Source organism: Streptomyces hyaluromycini (assembly GCF_002217755.1).
GTDB classification, from domain to species: domain Bacteria; phylum Actinomycetota; class Actinomycetes; order Streptomycetales; family Streptomycetaceae; genus Streptomyces; species Streptomyces hyaluromycini.
This window is the reverse complement of the sequence record NZ_BCFL01000027.1, coordinates 176666-194962: the sequence shown is the minus strand read 5'-3', so window position 1 is coordinate 194962 and position 18297 is coordinate 176666. Positions and strand designations below refer to the sequence as shown.

The 18297-nt window shown below is 71.3% G+C and carries 17 protein-coding genes; 10 read left to right on the top strand and 7 right to left on the bottom strand.

Annotated features, from left to right (window positions below; translation table 11 throughout):
- Positions 1-35: 35 nt before the first annotated feature.
- Together SSP29_RS36645 and SSP29_RS36640 are read right to left on the bottom strand one after the other, a co-directional pair.
- A complete protein-coding gene (locus SSP29_RS36645; protein ID WP_089105227.1) occupies positions 36-3839 on the bottom strand; it encodes an ABC transporter ATP-binding protein in 3804 nt (1267 codons plus the stop codon).
- Between the two features lie 78 nt (positions 3840-3917).
- On the bottom strand, positions 3918-4301 hold the full coding sequence (locus SSP29_RS36640; protein ID WP_089105226.1) for a VOC family protein: 384 nt from the start codon (positions 4299-4301) through the stop codon (positions 3918-3920).
- Positions 4302-4533: 232 nt separating this feature from the next.
- On the opposite strand from SSP29_RS36640, the gene SSP29_RS36635 reads away from it, so the two are divergent.
- Complete coding sequence (locus SSP29_RS36635; protein ID WP_089105225.1) at positions 4534-5523, top strand: helix-turn-helix transcriptional regulator; 990 nt, start codon at positions 4534-4536, stop codon at positions 5521-5523.
- 126 nt (positions 5524-5649) lie between these two features.
- Positions 5650-7392, top strand: a complete 1743-nt coding sequence (locus SSP29_RS36630) for an MOSC and FAD-binding oxidoreductase domain-containing protein (RefSeq protein WP_089105224.1) — start codon at positions 5650-5652, stop codon at positions 7390-7392.
- A gap of 171 nt (positions 7393-7563) precedes the next feature.
- On the opposite strand, the gene SSP29_RS58785 is transcribed toward SSP29_RS36630, so the two are convergent.
- The gene (locus SSP29_RS58785) at positions 7564-7776 is read right to left on the bottom strand and encodes a DUF397 domain-containing protein (protein ID WP_150135596.1); all 213 of its coding nucleotides are present in this window, start codon (positions 7774-7776) and stop codon (positions 7564-7566) included.
- Positions 7769-8563 carry a helix-turn-helix domain-containing protein gene (locus SSP29_RS36620; protein WP_089105223.1) on the bottom strand — a complete coding sequence of 265 codons (795 nt, stop codon included), beginning with the start codon at positions 8561-8563 and terminating at the stop codon, positions 7769-7771. The genes SSP29_RS58785 and SSP29_RS36620 overlap by 8 nt, the downstream gene beginning before the upstream one ends.
- A gap of 107 nt (positions 8564-8670) precedes the next feature.
- Here SSP29_RS36620 and SSP29_RS58780 point away from each other — a divergent pair, with 107 nt between their 5' ends.
- Entirely contained in the window at positions 8671-8841 is a 171-nt protein-coding gene (locus SSP29_RS58780) for a hypothetical protein (protein ID WP_167450077.1), read from the top strand.
- On the top strand, positions 8802-9098 hold the full coding sequence (locus SSP29_RS36615) for a hypothetical protein (RefSeq protein WP_089105222.1): 297 nt from the start codon (positions 8802-8804) through the stop codon (positions 9096-9098). The genes SSP29_RS58780 and SSP29_RS36615 overlap by 40 nt, the downstream gene beginning before the upstream one ends.
- A gap of 30 nt (positions 9099-9128) precedes the next feature.
- On the opposite strand, the gene SSP29_RS60295 is transcribed toward SSP29_RS36615, so the two are convergent.
- On the bottom strand, positions 9129-9629 hold the full coding sequence (locus SSP29_RS60295) for a hypothetical protein (protein WP_150135594.1): 501 nt from the start codon (positions 9627-9629) through the stop codon (positions 9129-9131).
- A gap of 104 nt (positions 9630-9733) precedes the next feature.
- On the opposite strand from SSP29_RS60295, the gene SSP29_RS36605 reads away from it, so the two are divergent.
- The 5 genes from SSP29_RS36605 to SSP29_RS36585 all read left to right on the top strand — a co-directional run bounded on the left by SSP29_RS36605 (position 9734) and on the right by SSP29_RS36585 (position 15633).
- Positions 9734-10579, top strand: coding sequence for a serine hydrolase (locus SSP29_RS36605; RefSeq protein ID WP_089105221.1), 846 nt, complete (start codon positions 9734-9736; stop codon positions 10577-10579).
- 110 nt (positions 10580-10689) lie between these two features.
- Positions 10690-11745: an esterase-like activity of phytase family protein gene (locus SSP29_RS36600; RefSeq protein ID WP_089105220.1), complete on the top strand. Its 1056-nt coding sequence runs from the start codon at positions 10690-10692 to the stop codon at positions 11743-11745.
- 115 nt (positions 11746-11860) lie between these two features.
- The gene (locus tag SSP29_RS36595) at positions 11861-14197 is read left to right on the top strand and encodes an ArnT family glycosyltransferase (protein WP_089105361.1); all 2337 of its coding nucleotides are present in this window, start codon (positions 11861-11863) and stop codon (positions 14195-14197) included.
- A 134-nt stretch (positions 14198-14331) separates the two neighbouring features.
- Positions 14332-15138: an endonuclease I family protein gene (locus tag SSP29_RS36590; RefSeq protein ID WP_089105219.1), complete on the top strand. Its 807-nt coding sequence runs from the start codon at positions 14332-14334 to the stop codon at positions 15136-15138.
- A 138-nt stretch (positions 15139-15276) separates the two neighbouring features.
- Entirely contained in the window at positions 15277-15633 is a 357-nt protein-coding gene (locus SSP29_RS36585; protein WP_089105218.1) for a peptidase inhibitor family I36 protein, read from the top strand.
- A gap of 45 nt (positions 15634-15678) precedes the next feature.
- Here SSP29_RS36585 and SSP29_RS36580 read toward each other — a convergent pair whose 3' ends face one another.
- Positions 15679-16551 carry a hypothetical protein gene (locus SSP29_RS36580; protein WP_089105217.1) on the bottom strand — a complete coding sequence of 291 codons (873 nt, stop codon included), beginning with the start codon at positions 16549-16551 and terminating at the stop codon, positions 15679-15681.
- Between the two features lie 64 nt (positions 16552-16615).
- Positions 16616-17068, bottom strand: coding sequence for a hypothetical protein (locus SSP29_RS36575; RefSeq protein ID WP_145968992.1), 453 nt, complete (start codon positions 17066-17068; stop codon positions 16616-16618).
- 244 nt (positions 17069-17312) lie between these two features.
- Between SSP29_RS36575 and SSP29_RS36570 the strand changes: the two genes are divergently transcribed.
- Positions 17313-18296 carry an ArsR/SmtB family transcription factor gene (locus SSP29_RS36570; RefSeq protein WP_089105215.1) on the top strand — a complete coding sequence of 328 codons (984 nt, stop codon included), beginning with the start codon at positions 17313-17315 and terminating at the stop codon, positions 18294-18296.
- The last annotated feature ends 1 nt before the right edge of the window (position 18297 follow it).

Sequence of the window (18297 nt, the reverse complement as noted above, 5' to 3'; positions counted from 1 at the left end):
CGGGGAACGGGGTACTGAGCGACCGACGCGAGAGGTCAGCGGGTCGCGCCCACCGGCTCCTCCGGTTCCTCGGGCTGGCCGATGAAGGTGCGCCACAGCTCGGCGTACCGGCCGTCGAGGGCCAGCAGTTCGTCGTGGGTGCCGTCCTCGGCGACCCGGCCGTGGTCCATGACCACCACCCGGTCGGCGCGGGCCGCGGTGGTCAGCCGGTGGGCGACAATCAAGGTGGTGCGCGCGTAAGCGCTCGTTGAGGGGTGGTGGTCGGGCGACGGGTGGGCGGTACGACGGCCCGTCAGCCGGTCGGTGGCCATGTTGACCTGGGCCTCCGTCGCCAGGTCCAGGGCCGCCGTCGCCTCGTCGAGGAGCAGCACGTCGGGGTCGACCAGCTCGGCGCGGGCGAGGGCGATCAGCTGGCGCTGGCCCGCGGAGAGGTTGCGGCCGCGCTCGGCCACCTCGTGGAGGTAGCCGCCGTCGAGGGTGGCGATCATCTCGTGGGCGCCGACCGCGCGGGCCGCCGCCTCCACCTCGGCGTCGGTCGCGTCCGGGCGGCCGTAGGCGATGGCGTCCCGGACGGTCCCCTGGAAGAGGTAGGCCTCCTGCGGGACGACCCCGAGGCGATGACGGTACGAGGTGAGGTCCAGGGCGCGCAGATCCGTGCCGTCGACCGTCACCCGGCCGCCCGTCGGGTCGTAGAACCGCGCCACCAGCTTGACGAGGGTCGACTTGCCGGCGCCGGTCTCGCCGACGAAGGCGACGGTCTGCCCGGCGGGGATGGTCAGGTCGATCCCGCTCAGGGCCGCGTCACCCTCGTCGGCAGCGCCGTACGCGAAGTGCACGTTCTCGAAGGCGATGTCGCCGTGCAGGGAACCGACTTCGCGAGGCCGGTCCGCCGCCGCCGTGGACGTCGGCTCGCGCAGGAGTTCCTGGATGCGGCCGAGGGAGACGGTCGCCTGCTGGTAGCCGTCGAAGACCTGGGAGAGCTGCTGGACGGGGGCGAAGAACAGGTCGATGTAGAGCAGGTACGCGACCAGGGCGCCGGTGGTGAGGGTCGCCGCCTCCACCCGGTGGGCGCCCGCCATCAGCACGCACGCCGCGGCCACCGACGACAGCAGCTGGACGAAGGGGAAGTAGACCGATATCAGCCACTGGCCGCGGATACGGGCGCGGCGGTAGCTCTCGCTGCGCTCGGTGAAGCGGCGGCCGCTGTCCCGCTCGCGCCGGAAGGCCTGCACGATCCGCAGCCCCGACACCGACTCCTGGAGGTCGGCGTTGACCACCGACACCCGCTCCCGGGCCAGTTCGTACGCCTTCACGCTCGCCCGGCGGAAGAAGAAGGTCGCGATGATCAGCGGGGGCAGGGTGGTGAAAACGACGAGCGCGAGCTGTACGTCGATCACCAGCAGGACGACCATGATGCCGAAGAAGGTGACGACGGAGACGAAGGCGGTGACCAGGCCCGTCTGCAGGAAGGTGGACAGCGCGTCCACGTCCGTGGTCATCCTCGTCATGATCCGGCCGGTCAGCTCACGCTCGTAGTAGTCGAGTCCGAGCCGCTGGAGCTGGGCGAAGATCTTCAGGCGGAGGGAGTAGAGGACCCGCTCGCCGGTACGGCCGGTCATCCGGGTCTCGCCGATCTGCGCCGCCCACTGGGCGAGCACCGCGAACAGGCCGAGCAGCGAGGCCGCCCAGACCGCGCCGAGCGCCATCCTGCTGACGCCCTGGTCGATGCCGTGCCGGATCAGGACCGGGAGCAGCAGCCCCATACCGGCGTCCACGGCGACGAGCCCGAGACTGACCAGCAGGGGCGCCCCGAAGCCGCGCAGCAGGCGGCGCAGGCCGTAGGAGTCCTCGGGGCGTACGGCGCCGGCCTCGTCGATGTCGGGGACGTCGGTCGCCGGGGGCAGCGCCTCGACCTGGGCGAGGAGCTCGGGGGTGGCCGGGGTGCCGGCGAGGGCGAGGTCGCGGGGCGTGCGGTCGCCGGTCCACAGCCTCGGGGTCACGCCCCGCTCGGCGTCGAACTCGGCGTCCAGCTCGTCCCGTACGGACGTGTCCTCGCGCGGTTCGAGGGGCAGCGCGTGCCCCGGGGAGACCCCGCCCAGCTCGTCGGGGTCGGTGAGGAGCCTGCGGTACAGGGCGGACCGCTGCTGGAGCTCCTCGTCGGTGCCGATGTCGGCGAGCCGGCCGCCGTCGAGGACGGCGATGCGGTCGGCGAGGTTGAGGGTGGAGCGGCGGTGCGCGATGAGGAGCGTGGTGCGGCCGCGCATCACGTGGCCGAGGGCCTCGTGGATCTCGTGCTCCACGCGGGCGTCGACGGCCGAGGTGGCGTCGTCGAGGACGAGGAGGCGGGGGTCGGTGAGCAGGGCGCGGGCGAGGGCGATGCGCTGGCGCTGGCCGCCGGAGAGAGTGAGGCCCTGTTCGCCGACCTTGGTGTCGTAGCCGTCGGGCAGCTCGGCGATGAACCGGTCGGCCTGGGCGGCGCGGGAGGCGGCGAGGATCTCGTCCTCGGTCGCGTCGGGACGGCCGTACGCGATGTTGTTGCGGACCGTGTCGGAGAAGAGGAACGAGTCCTCGGGGACCAGGCCGATCGCGGCCCGGAGCGAGTCGTGGGTCAGCTCGCGGACGTCGTGGCCGCCGATCAGGACGGCGCCGTGGGTGACGTCGTAGAAGCGCGGCAGGAGGAGGGAGACCGTGGACTTGCCGGAGCCGGAGGAGCCGACGACGGCGAGGGTCTCGCCCGGCCGGATCTCGAAGCTGAGCCCTTGGAGGACCGGGCGCTCATGGTCGTACCCGAACGACACGTCGTCGAACTCGACGGTGGCGGGCGCGTCGGCGGGGAGGGTCTTGGTGCCCTCCTTCATGGTCGGGCGGGTGTCGATCAGTTCCAGGACGCGTTCGGTGCCGGCGCGGGCCTGCTGGCCGACGGTGAGGACCACGGCGAGCATCCGGACCGGGCCGACCAGCTGGGCGAGGTAGGAGGAGAAGGCGACGAAGGTGCCGAGGGTGATGTGACCGCGGACGGCCAGCCAGCCGCCGACCGCCAGCATGGCGACCTGCCCGAGGGCCGGGACCGCCTGCAGGGCCGGGGTGAACCTGCTGTTCAGCCGTATGGTGCGCAGCCGTCCCGCGAAGAGCCGGCGCCCGACCTCCCGCAGCTTCCCGGTCTCCTGGTCCTCCTGCCCGAACCCCTTCACCACGCGCACGCCGCTCACCGCGCCGTCGACCACGCCGGCCACCGCGGCGGCCTGGGCCTGGGCGTACCAGGTGGCGGGGTGGAGCTTGCTGCGGCTGCGCTTGGCGATCCAGTACAGGGCCGGGGCGACGGCGAGGGCGACCAGGGTGAGCGGCGGCGACAGCCAGGCCATGATCGCGAGGGAGATCAGGAAGAGGAGGACGTTGCCGATGGTCATCGGCAGCATGAAGAGGAGGCCCTGGATCAGCTGGAGGTCGCTGGTGGCCCTGCCCACCACCTGGCCGGTGGACAGCTCGTCCTGCCGCCGTCCGTCGAGCCGGGTGATGGTCTCGTACATCTCGGTCCGCAGGTCGTGCTGGACGTCGAGGGCGAGGCGGCCGCCGTAGTAGCGGCGGACGAAGGTGGCCGCGTAGACGAGGACGGCGGCGCCGATCAGGGCACCGGCCCAGGGGCCCATGGACCGGCTGTGACCGCCGATCACGTCATCGATGATCACCTTGGTGATCAGCGGGACGACGGCCAGCACCGCCATGCCGGCCAGCGAGGACCCGAGCGCGAGCACGACGTCCCGGGGATGCCGCCAGGCGTACCCCGCCAGCCTGCGCGCCCAGCCGCCGCCCTGCTGCCGCTCCCCCTGTTGCGCTGCCACGCGGGTGCCCTTCGTTCGCCCTGTTCTTCCTCATGGCCACAACACGAAAGGAAGCGGATTTCATCCCTCCGCAACAATTCACGGGCGTTGCCCGGCGGGCCGCGTGAAGAAGTTGACGAGGTTGCCGTCGGGGTCGCGGAACAGCAGGGAGCGGTTGCCCCAGGGCATCGTGGTGGGCTCGGTGACGAAGTCGGTGACGAAGCCGGTCAGGTCCCGGTACACGCGGTCCACGTCGTCGACGAGGAACTCGGTGATCACGCTGTGGTTGTCCGCCGGGCGGGCGGAGCCCGGGGCGAACAGCGGGACGGTGCGGGTACCCGCGATCGCGAGGGTCGCGCCCGCGGACCTGAGCTCGGCGAAGTCCTCGGTGGCCCAGGCCGCCCGCACCCCCGTGGCCCGCTCGTAGAACTCGACGAGGCGCGCCACGTCGCCGGTGATGATGCGGATCGAGACGAAGTCCATGGGATCTCCCTGGCAGTGCTGGAAGCGTGCGTGCACTGCGCAGGCTAGGAGAGATAGTGGACAGAATCGGTCCGGTATTTCGCGCTGAGCGGGTCCGTCGAAGTCCGCTGCGGTTGGGCAGCGCCCCGTACGGGGCGCTGGGGGTAGAACTGCGCGACCAGCCACGACGGCGCCGCAGTCGGCAGACGGCCGCACATCGCGGCACTTCCAGCGGAGCGCTTAGGTTGTGCCCATGTCCCGACCCACCGGCCGCGTGCTGACCCTCCTGGAACTGCTCCAGTCGGGCGGTACCCGGACCATGGCCGAACTCGCCGACCGGCTCGGCGTCGAAGGGCGCACCGTGCGGCGGTACGTGGACCAGCTGATCGACCTGGACGTACCCGTGGAGTCGGTGCGCGGCCGCTACGGCGGCTACCGGCTCGCCCCCGGGTACCGCCTGCCTCCGCTCATGCTCAGCGACGACGAGGCGCTGGCCGTGCTGCTCGGCCTGGTCGCCGGCCGCCGGACCGGGCTGACGACGACGGAGCACACGGCGGGCGAGACGGCATCGGCGAAGATCCGGCGGGTACTGCCCAGGCACCTCGCCCGTCGGCTCGACACCCTCCTGGAGGCCCTCGCCTTCACGGATCGGCCCGGCGGGTTCGACACCCCGGACGCCGGTGTCCTGCTCACCGTCGCCGATGCGGTGCGCCACCGCCGGCCGGTCTCGATCCGCTACACCGACCGCGACGGACGGCACAGCGAACGCACCCTGCACGCGTACGGGATCGTCGCCCACTCGGGCCGCTGGTACGTCACCGGCACGGACGCCCGGATCGGCGAGGACCGGACCTTCCGGCTCGACCGCATCGCGGACGCGAGGACCCTGCCCGGCTCCTTCGAAGCGCCCGCGGGGCCCGATCCGGCCCAGCGTGTGCTGTCGGGGTTCGCGGCGGCCGAGTACCGGCACGAGGTGACCCTGCGGATCCACGGGACGGCCGAGCAGATCCGCGCCCGCCTGCCCGCCGGCGTCGCGACCCTGGAGGAACACGAGCCCGCGGCGGACCGGGACCGGGCCGCCGAGCGCTGGCTGCGCGTCGAGCTGCGGGCGGAGCGGCTCGACTGGCTGCCTCCGCTGCTCGCCGCACTCGACCGGCCGTTCGTCATCGAGCGCCCCGCCGAGCTGCGCACCCTCGTCACCGCATTCGCCGACCGCCTCGCGTCCCGCGCCCGCCAGGTCTGACGGCGCGGAACCGGTGTCCGGGACCGGCCCGCCCGCCCCCTGTTCCTCCGTTCGCGGATTCCCCGCCAAGGCACCAGGATGCGTGGCAGGGGAGCGTGGCGGCACCGGCCGCCGCAGGAGGTCCGCATGGCGACGTTGCTGTCCGTCAACGTGGGGATGCCCGAGGACGTCTCCTGGCAGGGCAGGACCGTGCGCACCGGGGCGTGGAAGTCTCCCGTGCACGACCGCCGTATGGTGCGGCGGCTGAACGTCGACGGGGACGGTCAGGGCGACCTGGCCGGGCACGGCGGTGAGATCCGGGCCGTCCTCGTCTACCAGCTGGAGTCGTACCGGTACTGGCGGAAGCAGCTGGGTCGCGACGACCTGGCCTTCGGGATGTTCGGGGAGAACTTCACCGTCGACGGCCTGCCCGACGACGAGGTGTGCATCGGCGACCGGTACCGCATCGGCGAAGCCGAGTTCGAGGTGACCCAGCCCCGCGTCACCTGCTACCGCGTCGGCATGCGCCTCGGCGAGCCCGCCATGGCCTCGCTCCTGGTCGCCCACCACCGTCCGGGCTTCTACCTGCGGGTGATCACCGAGGGCCGGGTCCAGGCCGGTGACGGCATCACCCGCACCCGCCGGGGCCCGGGGGAACTCAGCGTCGCCGACACCGACGCGCTGCTCTACCTGCCCGGCCGCGACCCCGCGAAGCTGCGCACCGCCCTGGCCGTCCCCGCCCTCAGCCCCGGCTGGCAGCAGTCCTTCCGCGAACTCGCCGCCGCCGAGCGGTCCGGTCAGTCCGGTCAGTCCGGTCAGTCCGGCGGTCCCGAGCCGGCACCGCCGGGTTTCAGGCCCCTGCGTGTCGCCCGCATCGTCCCCGAGACCGCCGACGTCTCCTCGGTCCACCTCGGCACCACCGACGGCACGTCCCTGCCCGAGGCCCGCCCCGGCCAGTACCTCTCCCTCCGCCTCGCCGTCGACGGCACCGCCCGCGCCGTACGCAGCTACTCCCTGTCCTGCGCGCCCACGGCCGGCACCTACCGCATCAGCGTCAAGCACGAGCCGCACGGGAAGGTCAGCGGCTACATCCACGCCCGGCTCCGCGCCGGGGACCTCGTGGACGTCGCCGGCCCGCGCGGAACGTTCGTGCTCGAAGAGGGCACCGGTCCGGTCGTGCTCCTCTCGGCGGGCATCGGCGTCACTCCCGTGCTGGCCATGCTCCACCGGCTGGCAGCCGTACGGGACCCACGCCCCGTCTGGTGGATCCACACCGCCCGCGACCGCGCCCACCACGCCTTCGCGGACGAGGCCCACGCCCTCCTGGCACGGCTCCCGCACGCCCGCGAGCACGTCCACTACACCGCCGCGGCCCCCCGCCCCGACGAGAACCACATCACCCGGGGCCGCCCGACCGCCGCCTCGCTCACCGCCCTGGGCATCCCCGCCGACGCCGACGCCTACCTCTGCGGCCCGACCGCCTTCATGGACGACCTCTCCAGCCACCTGCGCGAGCTCGGCCTGCGCCCCGAGCGGATCCGCACGGAGCGGTTCGGCGCGCTCGCCGCCGTCAACCCCGGCGTCACCCCCACCGCCGCGGTGCACCCGCACCAGCCACCCGGCCCACCGGGCACGGGCCCCCTCGTCACGTTCACCCGCACCGGCGTCACCACCCCGTGGTCACCCGCCCACGCCTCGCTCCTCGAACTCGCCGAGGCCTGCGACATCCCCACCCGCTGGTCCTGCCGCACCGGCGTCTGCCACACCTGCGTCACCCCCCTGCTGACAGGCGACGTCACCTACACCACCCCGCCCCTCGAACTCCCCGAGCCCGGCACGACCCTGGTCTGCTGCACCACACCGGCCACCGAGGTCGTCCTCGACCTCTAGGGCCTGTCTGACAATTCCCGTCGTCGCCCGGAGGGCGGCCTCGCGGCGTCAGGTGCGTGCTCTCGGCGTGCCGGGCGTAGGCCCTCGTACTGGACGTACTTGGGTCTGCGCCCGGTGCGGCGAGAGTGCGTGCATGGCGTCGCGAGGCAGACGGGAATGGTCAGACAGGCCCTAGGGGGTTGCCTTGACCGCCGCGACGAACGGGAGCCAGGCGCCGGACGCGAAGATCACGGCGGGGCCGTGGGGGTGCTTGGAGTCCCGGACGGGGATGCCGGAGGGGTGGGTGTCGAGGACTTCCAGACAGTTGTCGGCGTTGGGGCTGCTGTAAGTGGACTTGCGCCAGCCGTGCAGTGCGGAAGCATCGGATATGGCCCGGTCAGTCATGGTGCCTGTACTCCTTCGCCGTAGCCCTGAGCAGAGCCAGTGACTCCTTCAACGGCCTTGCATCGCTCAGCGCAAGATCGTAGCGATGCTGCAACTCGCGGACCGTGGACGGGGAATCGTGCACCTTTCCCGTCCCGTACCCCTCGGTGTACGCCAGGGGCGGCTGGTCGTCGAACCACATGAGCCTGAGCGTGCCGTCCAGCAGGGGATGAAGCCCCACCGCAAACGGCAGCACATGGACGCGGATACGTCCAGCCTCGGCGAGGCCGACCAGGTGCATGATCTGCTCCGCCATGACGTCCTCGGCGCACACGGGACGCCGCAGCAACGCCTCGTCGAGCAGCACCCACAGTACGGGCGCAACCGGCTCTTCGAGGATCCTCGCGCGTTCAAGGCGTGTGACAACGCGCCTGTCACATTCCTCTTCACTCACCGGAGGGAACACCGAACTCAGAACCGCACGCGCGTACCTTTCCGTCTGGAGAAGGCCGGGGAAGTACGCCTGGGCGAACTCCCTGATCATCACCGCCTGTTGTTCAAGCTGGCGTACCGACTCGAAGTAGTCGGCGACCGCCGGCTCCTCCGTCGGCAGGAAACTGCTCAGCACATCCCCCGTGTTCAGAGCCTTGTCCAGCCGTCGCGCGTCCTCCTTCGACGGGATCCGCCGCCCCGCTTCGATGTGCGCGATGTGCGAACGCGTCATCACCGCGATGTCGGCCAGCTCCTGCTGCGTCAGCCCGGCGGTCTCCCGCTGCTGCCTGAGCCAGTCACCGTAAGTGTTCGCCATGGCCAACTTCCTTGTGACAAATGCCTGGTCACACTCCACCCCCTGGTCAGGCTAGCCGCGCCCGCCCCACTCTGTGAGCGGATCGCTACAGAATGGAGTCGCCCCCCATGGGTCACCGCATCACCCGTCTCCTCCGGTCGCTGTTCCGGCGCCCGCGTGTGCACGGCCCGACCGTCCACCACACCGGGCACCGGCCCCCGGTCGACCCGGTCGGCGTGTACGGGATCGGCATGGGTTCGTGCGGCATGCTCACGAAGGACGCGAGGGTCACCCGGTGAGCACACCGCGCCTGCTCCCCTGGACGGGCCCCGAGGGCAAGCCCTGTTTCCTTGTCACCGACGGAGACGGCTATCTCTCCCGGACCGCGGACGCCGTCGAGTCCGTGCAGCTGGGGATGGCCACCCAACTCCTCGACCACTCGGCCGCCATGCTCAAGGAGCGGCAGGTCACGAGGGCCGAACTCCGTTTCCTGGTGGCCCGGATGCGGGAGGCGCTGACCGACGTACTGCGGATCGCCGAGAGCCGACGCCTGTAGCCCGGCGGCGTGTCAGGGCAGCCGCCCGGCTCATGAACCCGTCCTCTTCGTGGGGCGCGCGACAGTGATCGCCCACCGCACCCCCGCCGACGCCGTCACCCGCACCGTGCCCGGCGTGTGGGGGCGCTTCAGGTCGAACCCGTTCGCGATGCCGTCGGCCTGACCGGCGGTGCAGGCGAACGGGAAGCTCACGCCGAGCGGTTCGACGGCGACGGTCAGCTCGCCCTTGCCCTCGCAGTTCACCAGGACGTCGAGGGGGATGTCCCCGACGCCGCCCTTGATGTCCATCTCCCGGCTCCCGGTGGCGTTCGCCGCCTGGGCGACGACCTCCCCGCCGGGGTATGCGGGAGCCTTGGTGACGGAGAAGGACGTCCCGGCGACGGAGGCCGGCCGCGTCGTCGCGGAAGCGGGCGGCGACGAGGTCCCGCGGGCGGGTGCGGCACGGCCGGGGCCTCCGCTGCCGCACCCGACGGCGAGCAGCGCAACCGTGCCCGCGGACACCGCCGTTGCCAGCACTCTCAGCTTTCCCATGGGCGCCATCATCACCCGGCGGCGTTGGTCGGCGCAGGTGACGTTTGGTTAAAGCCCTGAACGCTCGTACAACCATTCGCGCGAACCCGTGTGTCAACGTGGGTATGACTCACAGACGAAGGAGAGGGCTGGTCGCCACCGCACTCGGCACCGGGTTTCTCATAGCCGGCGCGGCCGTGGCCGCGCCCGCCTCGGCCGCCACGCCCACCGTCAGCTGCACGTCGGCCAAGGCGGCCCTCGCCACGAAGCTGAAGAAGGACATCACCACGGCCATCGCGAACCGCAAGGGGACGATCGCCGTCGGGCTGTACGACCGCTCGACGAAGACGACCTGCACCCTCCGCTCCACCACGCACTACGACTCGGCCAGCACGGTCAAGGTGACCGTCCTCGCCACGCTGCTGTGGGACGCGAAGAAGCACAACCGGTATCTGACCGCCACCGAGCAGTCGCTCGCCAAGGCCATGATCACGCAGTCGGACAACGACGCGACCACCAAGCTGTGGAAGCAGCTCGGCCTGACGAAGATCAAGGGCTTCCTGAGCGCCGCCGGGATGACGCAGACCACCCCGGGTGCCAACGGCTACTGGGGCCTGACCCAGATCGACGTGCACGACGAGCAGCGGCTGCTCGCGCTGGTCACCGCCACGAACACCGTGCTCAGCGACAGTTCGCGCGCCTACATCCTGAAGCTGATGGGGCAGGTCATCTCGTCCCAGCGGTGGGGCACTCCGTACGGCGCCCCGTCCGGTGTCTCCGTGCACGTCAAGAACGGCTGGCTGCAGCGCGCCACGCACGGCTGGCGGGTGCACAGCCTCGGCACGTTCACCGGCGGCGGCCACGACTACCAGATGACCGTGCTGACCCAGGACAACAGCACCATGAGCTACGGCATCAACACCATCCAGGCCGTCGCGAAGGTCGTCCACAAGGACCTCGCGGCCTCCTGAGGCGGGGCTGCGGCTCGCGTACCGAAGTGCGGCCCCGGCGGCCGGAAATCGACCCTTTCCTTCACGGGGCGGTCTCCACCCCGTCACCGGTTCCCCCTACGGTGACCGCCATGCGCCTGAGAACCGTACTCGCCACCGTCACCGCCGGCCTGGCGGCGGCCACCTGTCTGTCCGCCGCCGGGTCCGCCAACGCCGTCGCGCCCGCCACCGGCGCGGCCGACACCGCCGCCGCCCACGCGTGTTCGTCCTCGGTCTCCCTCGACGGCTTCTCCGACGCCCTCGACAAGACGACCTTCGGCGGCTACTTCGTCGGCAACCTCTCCGCGCTCGCCGTGGACAAGGACGGCTCCCTGGCCGCCCTCGCCGACCGGTCCTACCTCTTCGACCTGGACGCGAAGACACTCGCGCCGAAGTCGGTCGTCGGGCTCGCCGACGAGAACGGCGCCGCGCTCGACTCCGAGGGCCTGGTCGTGGACCGGGACGGCACCCGCCTGATCACCTCCGAGACCGAGCCCTCCGTCCGCCGCTACTCGGTGGACGGCAAGATCCTGGACCGCCTCCCCGTGCCGTCGTCGCTGCTCGTGTCCCCGGCCGGGCGGGCCACCTCCAACCAGACCTTCGAGGGCCTGACCCTCCTCAACGGCGGCCGCACCCTGCTGGCCTCGATGGAGTACGCCATCTCCGGCGACACCGCCGGGATCGTCCGCTTCCAGACCTGGCAGCGCACCAAGGGCGACCACTTCGAGCTGTCGGCCCAGTACGCCTACCGCACCGACGCCCCGATCCTCGGCGTCCCCGAGGTGCAGGCGCTGCCCGACGGCCGTCTCCTCGTCCTGGAGCGCGGCTTCACCTCCGGCGTCGGCAACACCGTCCGCCTCTACCTGGCCGACCCGCGGCACGCCACGGACACCAGCGGCACAGCGAACCTCACCGGGCAGGCCGGCGTCCGGCTGATCAAGAAGACCCTGCTCACGGACATCGCGAGCTGCCCGTCGCTGGGCGCCACGGCCAAGCAGCCGCAGCCCAACCCGCTCCTCGACAACATCGAGGGCATGGTCGTCACCGGCCGCGCGAAGGGCGCGTACAAGGTCCTCCTGGTCAGCGACGACAACCAGAACGCCGTACAGACGACGCGGTTCTACCGGCTGTCGGTCCGCGCGCACTGACCCCCTCGTGGAGGGCGGCCGCGCCGGCCGCCCTCTTACCGACATCTCATCCACCCACAGGCTGCACCCAGGATCGGCACAGCCCGCGCCCATCGGCCCTCTGCATGGTGGGATGGTGACATCTGCCACCGATCCCGTCCCCCACACGCCCGTGTCCCCCGACTGGGGCCCGCCCACGGCGTCCCCCACGCCCGCCCCCGCGGCTCCCCAGCCGGACAAGGCGCCACGCTGGTCGCTGCCCGCGTTGATCGCGATCCTGGTCCTGGCGGCGGTGCTCTACTCCTGGAACCTCTCCGGTTCCGACATGAACACCTTCTACAGCGGAGCGATCTGGGCCGGCACGAAGAGCTGGAAGGCCTGGTTCTTCGGTTCGCTGGACCCCGGCAACTTCCTGACCGTCGACAAACCGCCGTTCGCGCTCATGGTCATGGGCCTGTCCTGCCGCATCTTCGGCTTCGGCACCTGGCAGATGATGGCGCCCGAGGTCGTGGTCGCGCTCGCCACGATCTGGATCCTGCACTCCACCGTGAAGCGGGTGTGGGGTCACGGGGCGGCGACCGTCGCCGCGCTGGTGCTGGCACTGACCCCGATCACCGTCGCCATCAACCGCGACAACAACCCGGACACCATCCTCGTCTTCCTCATGGTGTCGGGTGCGGCGCTCGCCTTCCGCGCCACCCGTGACGAGAAGCTGCTGCCGCTGCTCGGCTCGGCGGCCTGCTTCGGTCTCGCCTTCAACACCAAGCTGCTCGCGGGCTGGATCGCGCTCCCGGCCGTCTTCGCGCTCTACCTCTACGCGTCGAAGGCCACCTGGGCCAAGCGGGCCGTCAACCTGGCCCTTGCAGCGGTCGTCCTGGCCGTCTCCAGCTTCTGGTGGGCGATCGCCGTCTCCCTGGTCCCGGCCTCCGATCGGCCGTACATCGGCGGTTCCACGGACGGCTCCGCCTGGAACCTGATCATGGGCTACGACGGTCTCGGCCGCGTCTTCGGCGGCGAGGGCAACGGCGCGGGCGGCGGTGGCGGAGGCGGCGGCTTCTCCGGCTCCGCGGGCCTCGGCCGCATGTTCAACTCCATCCTCGGCGGCCAGATCTCCTGGCTGCTCCCCTTCTCCGCGATCGCCCTGATCGGCGGCCTGGTGCTGTGCGGCCGCGCCCCGCGCACCGACCTGAAGCGGATGGCGCTGGTCCTGTGGGGCGGCTGGACCCTCCTGCACTACGTGATCTTCGCGACCGCCCAGGGCACCATGCACCCCTACTACACGACCGCGCTCGCCCCCGGCATCGCGGTGCTGTGCGGCGGCGGTGGCGTGATGCTGCTGGAGGCGTTCCGCACCGACAAGCGGTGGATCTGGGTCCTCCCGGCCGCCTTCGGCGTCACCGGCATCTGGGCGATCGTGCTGCTGCGCCGCGCCTCCGGCTGGAACACCTGGCTGTGGCCGGCGATCGGCGTGCTGACCGTGGCCGGCATCGTGGGCATGATCCTCTTCCGCTCCGGCAACAAGGCCCGGCTGCTGGCGGCCTCCCTGGCGGCGGCCGTGATCGCGGCGCTCGCGGGTCCGACGGCGTACGCGGCGACCCTGCCGTTCGGCAGCAGCAGCGGCGGCGGCATGCGCGGCGGCACGAACCCGACCGCGGGCCCCTCGACGGGCAGCGGCTTCGGCGGCGGACCCGGCGGCGGTGGCGGCACCCGGGGCGGCTTCCCGGGCGGCGGCGAGCTGCCGGGCGGCACCCAGCAGGGCGGCCAGGGCGGGCAGAACACCGAGGCCGGCGGCGGCTTCCCCGGCGGCATGAACGGCGAGGCCCCGACCGGCGGCACGAACGGCCAGGCTCCCGGCGGCGGCAACGGCCAGGTGACGCCCGGCGGCGGCACCGGTGAACTGCCGAGCGGCGGCTTCGGCGGCGGCGAGGCTCCCGGCGGAACCGGAACGGGCAGCGGCACCGGCACCGGCACCGGTCGTGCGGCGGGCGGCGGCTTCGGCGGCGGCGGTGGCATGGGCGGCAGCGTGAGCAGCGACCTGATCGCCTACCTCAAGAAGCACATGGACGGCGCCACCTGGCTGCTGGCCGTCTCCAACTCGCAGTCCGCGTCGCAGATCGAGCTGAGCTCGAACGAGCCCGTCATCTCCATGTGGGGCTTCACCGGGTCCGACAACGCGATGACCGTCGCCAAGCTGAAGGAACTGGTGAAGGCGGGCAAGCTGCACTACATCCAGGTCGGCAGCGGCGGCATGGGCATGGGCGGCAACAACACCCTCAGCTCCCAGGTGACCGCGTGGGTGGAGAAGAACGGCACGGCGGTGAAGGAGAGCGCGTACAGCAAGAGCACGACGAGCAGCTCCGGTTCGGGCTCCAGCTCCTCGTCCTCTTCTTCTTCCTCTTCCTCGTCCTCCTCCTCTTCCTCGCAGAGCACCACCTCCACGCTCTACCGGCTGGACCCGTCGGACGTCAGCTGACGCACCGGCAGCACCGAGGCCCCCGACCACACGGTCGGGGGCCTCTTTTTACGTCCCGTTTACCTGTACGTCCTCATGTTCATGTCACCCTCCTTCTTGCCGCCTCATCAACCCGCGTAGATGGGAAACTCTTTATGCTGGCGACACACATCCGGCGCTGGAAGTCGGTGGCCCTGACGACCGCAGCCGTCCTGGTGGGCCTCACCGCCCCCGCGCTGACGGCGACTCCGGCCTCCGCCACCACGACCGCGTACGACTCGACGTACTACAAGAACGCGATCGGCAAGACGGGTACGAGCCTCAAGTCGTCCCTGCACACGATCATCAGCGCCAACGTCACCAAGCTGTCGTACTCGGCCCTCTGGGACGCCCTGAAGAAGACCGACCAGGACCCGAACAACAGCAGCAACGTGATCCTGCTGTACTCGGGCATCTCGCGCAGCAAGTCCCTCAACGGCGGTGACAGCGGCGACTGGAACCGTGAGCACGTGTGGGCGATCTCGCACGGCGACCTCACCACGTCCACCGGTCCGGGCACGGACCTGCACCACATCCGTCCCGAGGACGTGGCGGTCAACGGCAAGCGCGGCAACCTCGACTTCGACGAGGGCGGCTCCACCTTCACCAACAGCGGCGGCAGCAAGGTCGACTCGGACTCCTTCGAGCCGCGCGACGCGGTCAAGGGCGACGTGGCCCGCATGATCCTCTACATGGCCGTCCGCTACGAGGGCGACGACGGGTTCGCGGACCTGGAGCCGGACGACAAGGTCGGCAACGGCTCCAACCCGTACATCGGCAAGCTCTCGGTCCTCAAGCAGTGGAACGACGAGGACCCGCCGGACTCCTTCGAGGAGAACCGCAACCAGGTCATCTACGACACCTACCAGCACAACCGGAACCCGTTCATCGACCACCCGGAGTGGGTGGACGCGATCTGGTAGAGGAGCCGGTCGTACTACTTACCTCACACAGGTGAAGTCGATCTTGGGCTCGGGCGTGTCCGAGTGACCGCCCAGCAGCATGGGGGCGCCCCGGCAGTTCCGCCGGGGCGTCCCCAACTCCCTTCTCCGGAGAGTCCCGTGAAGCTTCGTTCCTGGTCCCTCGCCGCCGCCCTCGCCCTGACCGCCCTGGTGGCGCCCGCGCAGAGCGCCTCCGCACACGCGGCCGCCGCCCCCTCCTGTCCCGACGGCTCGGTGTGCTTCTGGAGCGGCGAGGGCTTCGGCGGCGACTACTGGGAGTGGACGGCCCGCAGCGGCTACCGCGACATGCCGCCGAACCTCCACGACCACGTCGGCTCCTTCGTCGCCTCCACCCGCGCCTGCCTCGTCAACTGGTCCCCGACCGAGAAGCGCGACGTCTTCAACGGCGACTGGCGCTCCCAGTACCTCGGCGACTTCGGCGGCCGGATCGACGGGGTGGGGGCGGGCGGCTGCTGAGTCCGTCGCCCTACCGGGCCGGGCGCCTCGGCGGCATCTCCCCTGTCACCCGAGGACCTCTCTCGCGACCCTGTCCTGACGTTGCATCAGGGACCGCCAGGTCGCGAGAACCGCGGGGTGCGCGTCGAGCCAGGCGCGCTGGACGACGGCCAGTCTGGTGTAGGCCGTACGCAGGTAGTCGGTGTCGGACTTGCAGCGGATGTCGGCCTTGGCGACCGGGCTGGTGGCGAAGTCGGTGTCGCGGGGGAGGCTGTTGAGCAGGCGGACCGGGTCGTCCGTCTCGACTCCGGCGGCCCGCATGCAGCGCGCCCAGCGGGCGTCGGCCGCGCGGAAGGCCGGGTCCTTGTCCAGGTTCTTGCGAGCCTGCTGCTCGCCCTCGCCGAGCTGGATGGTCACCTGGAGCCAGCGCAGGCGCTGGGAGCCCAGCAGCCGCTTCTCGGCCAGTGCCTGGCAGCCGGTGGCCGGCCAGGACACCTTGATGGTCTTGCCCCGGGCGGAGATACGACGGTCGTCGGAACCGTAGAGCGCGGCGAAGAACGCCTTGCTCTCCTGCTTTTCCGAGGCGGCGGGCCCGGGGGCGGCCGCGGCGGTGGCGAGCGACTCCAGGCCGAACGGCAGCGGATGGTCGACGGTCGCCTCGCTCGGCCGGGAAATGGCGGCCGGCGCGTACCGGTAGCCGCGGTCGGCCATGCACGTGATGGCCAGCTGCCGTTCCGCCTCGTCGATCCTCCACTGCCGCTCGCTGGGCGCGTGCAGGAGCGGGTAGAAGGGCAGGCGGGCGCTCAGGCGGGCCATGTCCGGCCCCGGCTGCCGGCCGGCGGGCCCAGACGGACCGGACCGGCCGGCGTACACCCAGGCGGCACAGGCGACGACGACCACCACGGCGGTCGTGAGTACAGCGATCTTGCGCGTGACCAAGGTTTTCCTCCTCCCGGCACGGAGGATCCGGCGGCGCGCCGCCGGATCCACGACATGGCCCAGGTCAGTAGCAGCCGCCCGGGTTCGAGGTCGTCAGCGAGAGAGAGCTGGACGGCACCGCGGCGGCCAGGTCTTCGATCTCGCTGCCGGGCTTGACGCAGAAGAGCATGCCGCCGGTGTAGTTGATGTTCAGGTAGTACCTCGAGTAGTAGCTGGTGCTGGTGTGGTTGCTGGCGGAATAGATGTTGTCGTTGACGTACTGGTTTTGGCCGCTGGTGCCGTACCGAACGTTGTCGAACTGGTCGTTCGTGAAGTTGGGGTCGCTGTTGTAGTACAGGTGCCTGGCGCTGTCGTAGCCGAGGTAGAACACACAGTGATAGCCGAGCTCGCAGTTGGTGTCGGCCGACGCCGGGGACGCCGTGACGACTCCGCCGACGGCGAGCGCGGCGGCCAGGCCGGCGGTCGCCGCCAACGCCCTGCGTGACCGGGTCCACCTGGGCCGTAGTGCCATAGACATGACATTCCTTCCTGTCGGTCTCGGGCTGACCCGCACCACACTGGCAGCGGTCCGCCCGATTTCCCATGCTTTGCGGCCACGGCCGAAAAGCCCAGGTCAGCGACATAAATCCGGCACATCATGTGATCCACGGACGCACGAGCACATGTCCGAATAACATCTGTGACGGGTGTTGTCAGCCGTGTCCGGCGGCGGCCATGATGACTCGCGCGGCCACAACGGGGGGCCGGACGGGGGGGCCGTCATGCTGCGCATCCATTTCACCGAGGCCGATCTGGCCCGCACCCGGCTGGCGTCCGAGCCTGATCCGCTCTGGGAGATCACCCTGAGCCTGCACCGGTTCCAGACCCAGCAGGGGCGCAGCGCACACGCGGAGTGGTACCGGACCACCCGCGTCCGGCTGGCGGACGAGGGTCTGGAGGGGGTCTTACGCCACCTCCTGCTGCCCCTCTTCCCGAGATCCGCCTACTTCCCGGACTTCCTGACCCCGCCGGAAGGCGCCCAGGGCCTCACGGCCGGACTGGCGGCGATCGTGGACACCCCCGTCGACCGGGTACGCCACGAGATGGTGCGCTTCGCGGAGGTCGCGGCGCCGCCCTGGGCACCGCGGCTCCTGGAACGCGAGACACGTCAGGACGTGGCGGCGGCCATGCGGCGGTACTACGACGTCGCCGTGGCGCCCTTCCGGGAGCGCGTGCTGGCCAGGGTGGAGGCGGACCGGTCGGTCCGGGGGCGGACACTCCTGGCCGACGGGACGGACGGGCTGCTCGACGGGCTGGGACCGCACCTGCGCTGGGAGGCGCCGGTGCTCCATGTGCACTATCCGGTGGACCGCGACCTCAGGCTGGACGGGCGGGGACTGACCCTGGTGCCGTCGTACTTCTGCTGGGGCTGTCCGATCGCGCTGGCCGACTCGACGCTGCCGCCCGTGCTGGTCTATCCCCTGCTGCGCGAGGCGCGGCCGCCCGCCGTCGACCGGCCGCTCGGCGCGCTGCTGGGCCGGACCCGGGCCCGGGTGCTGCGCGGTATCGTGCCGGGCGCGACCACCGGCGAACTGGCCCGGCTGGCCGGGGTGTCGGCGCCCACGGTGAGCCAGCACATCGCGGCCCTGCGGGACGCCGGACTCATCAGCAGCCTCCGCTACGGCACCAGCGTCCTGCACACGCTCACCCCGCTCGGAGCTGCGCTGCTGCAGGGCGCCAAGCGGCCGGCGGCCCCGGTTCCCTGAG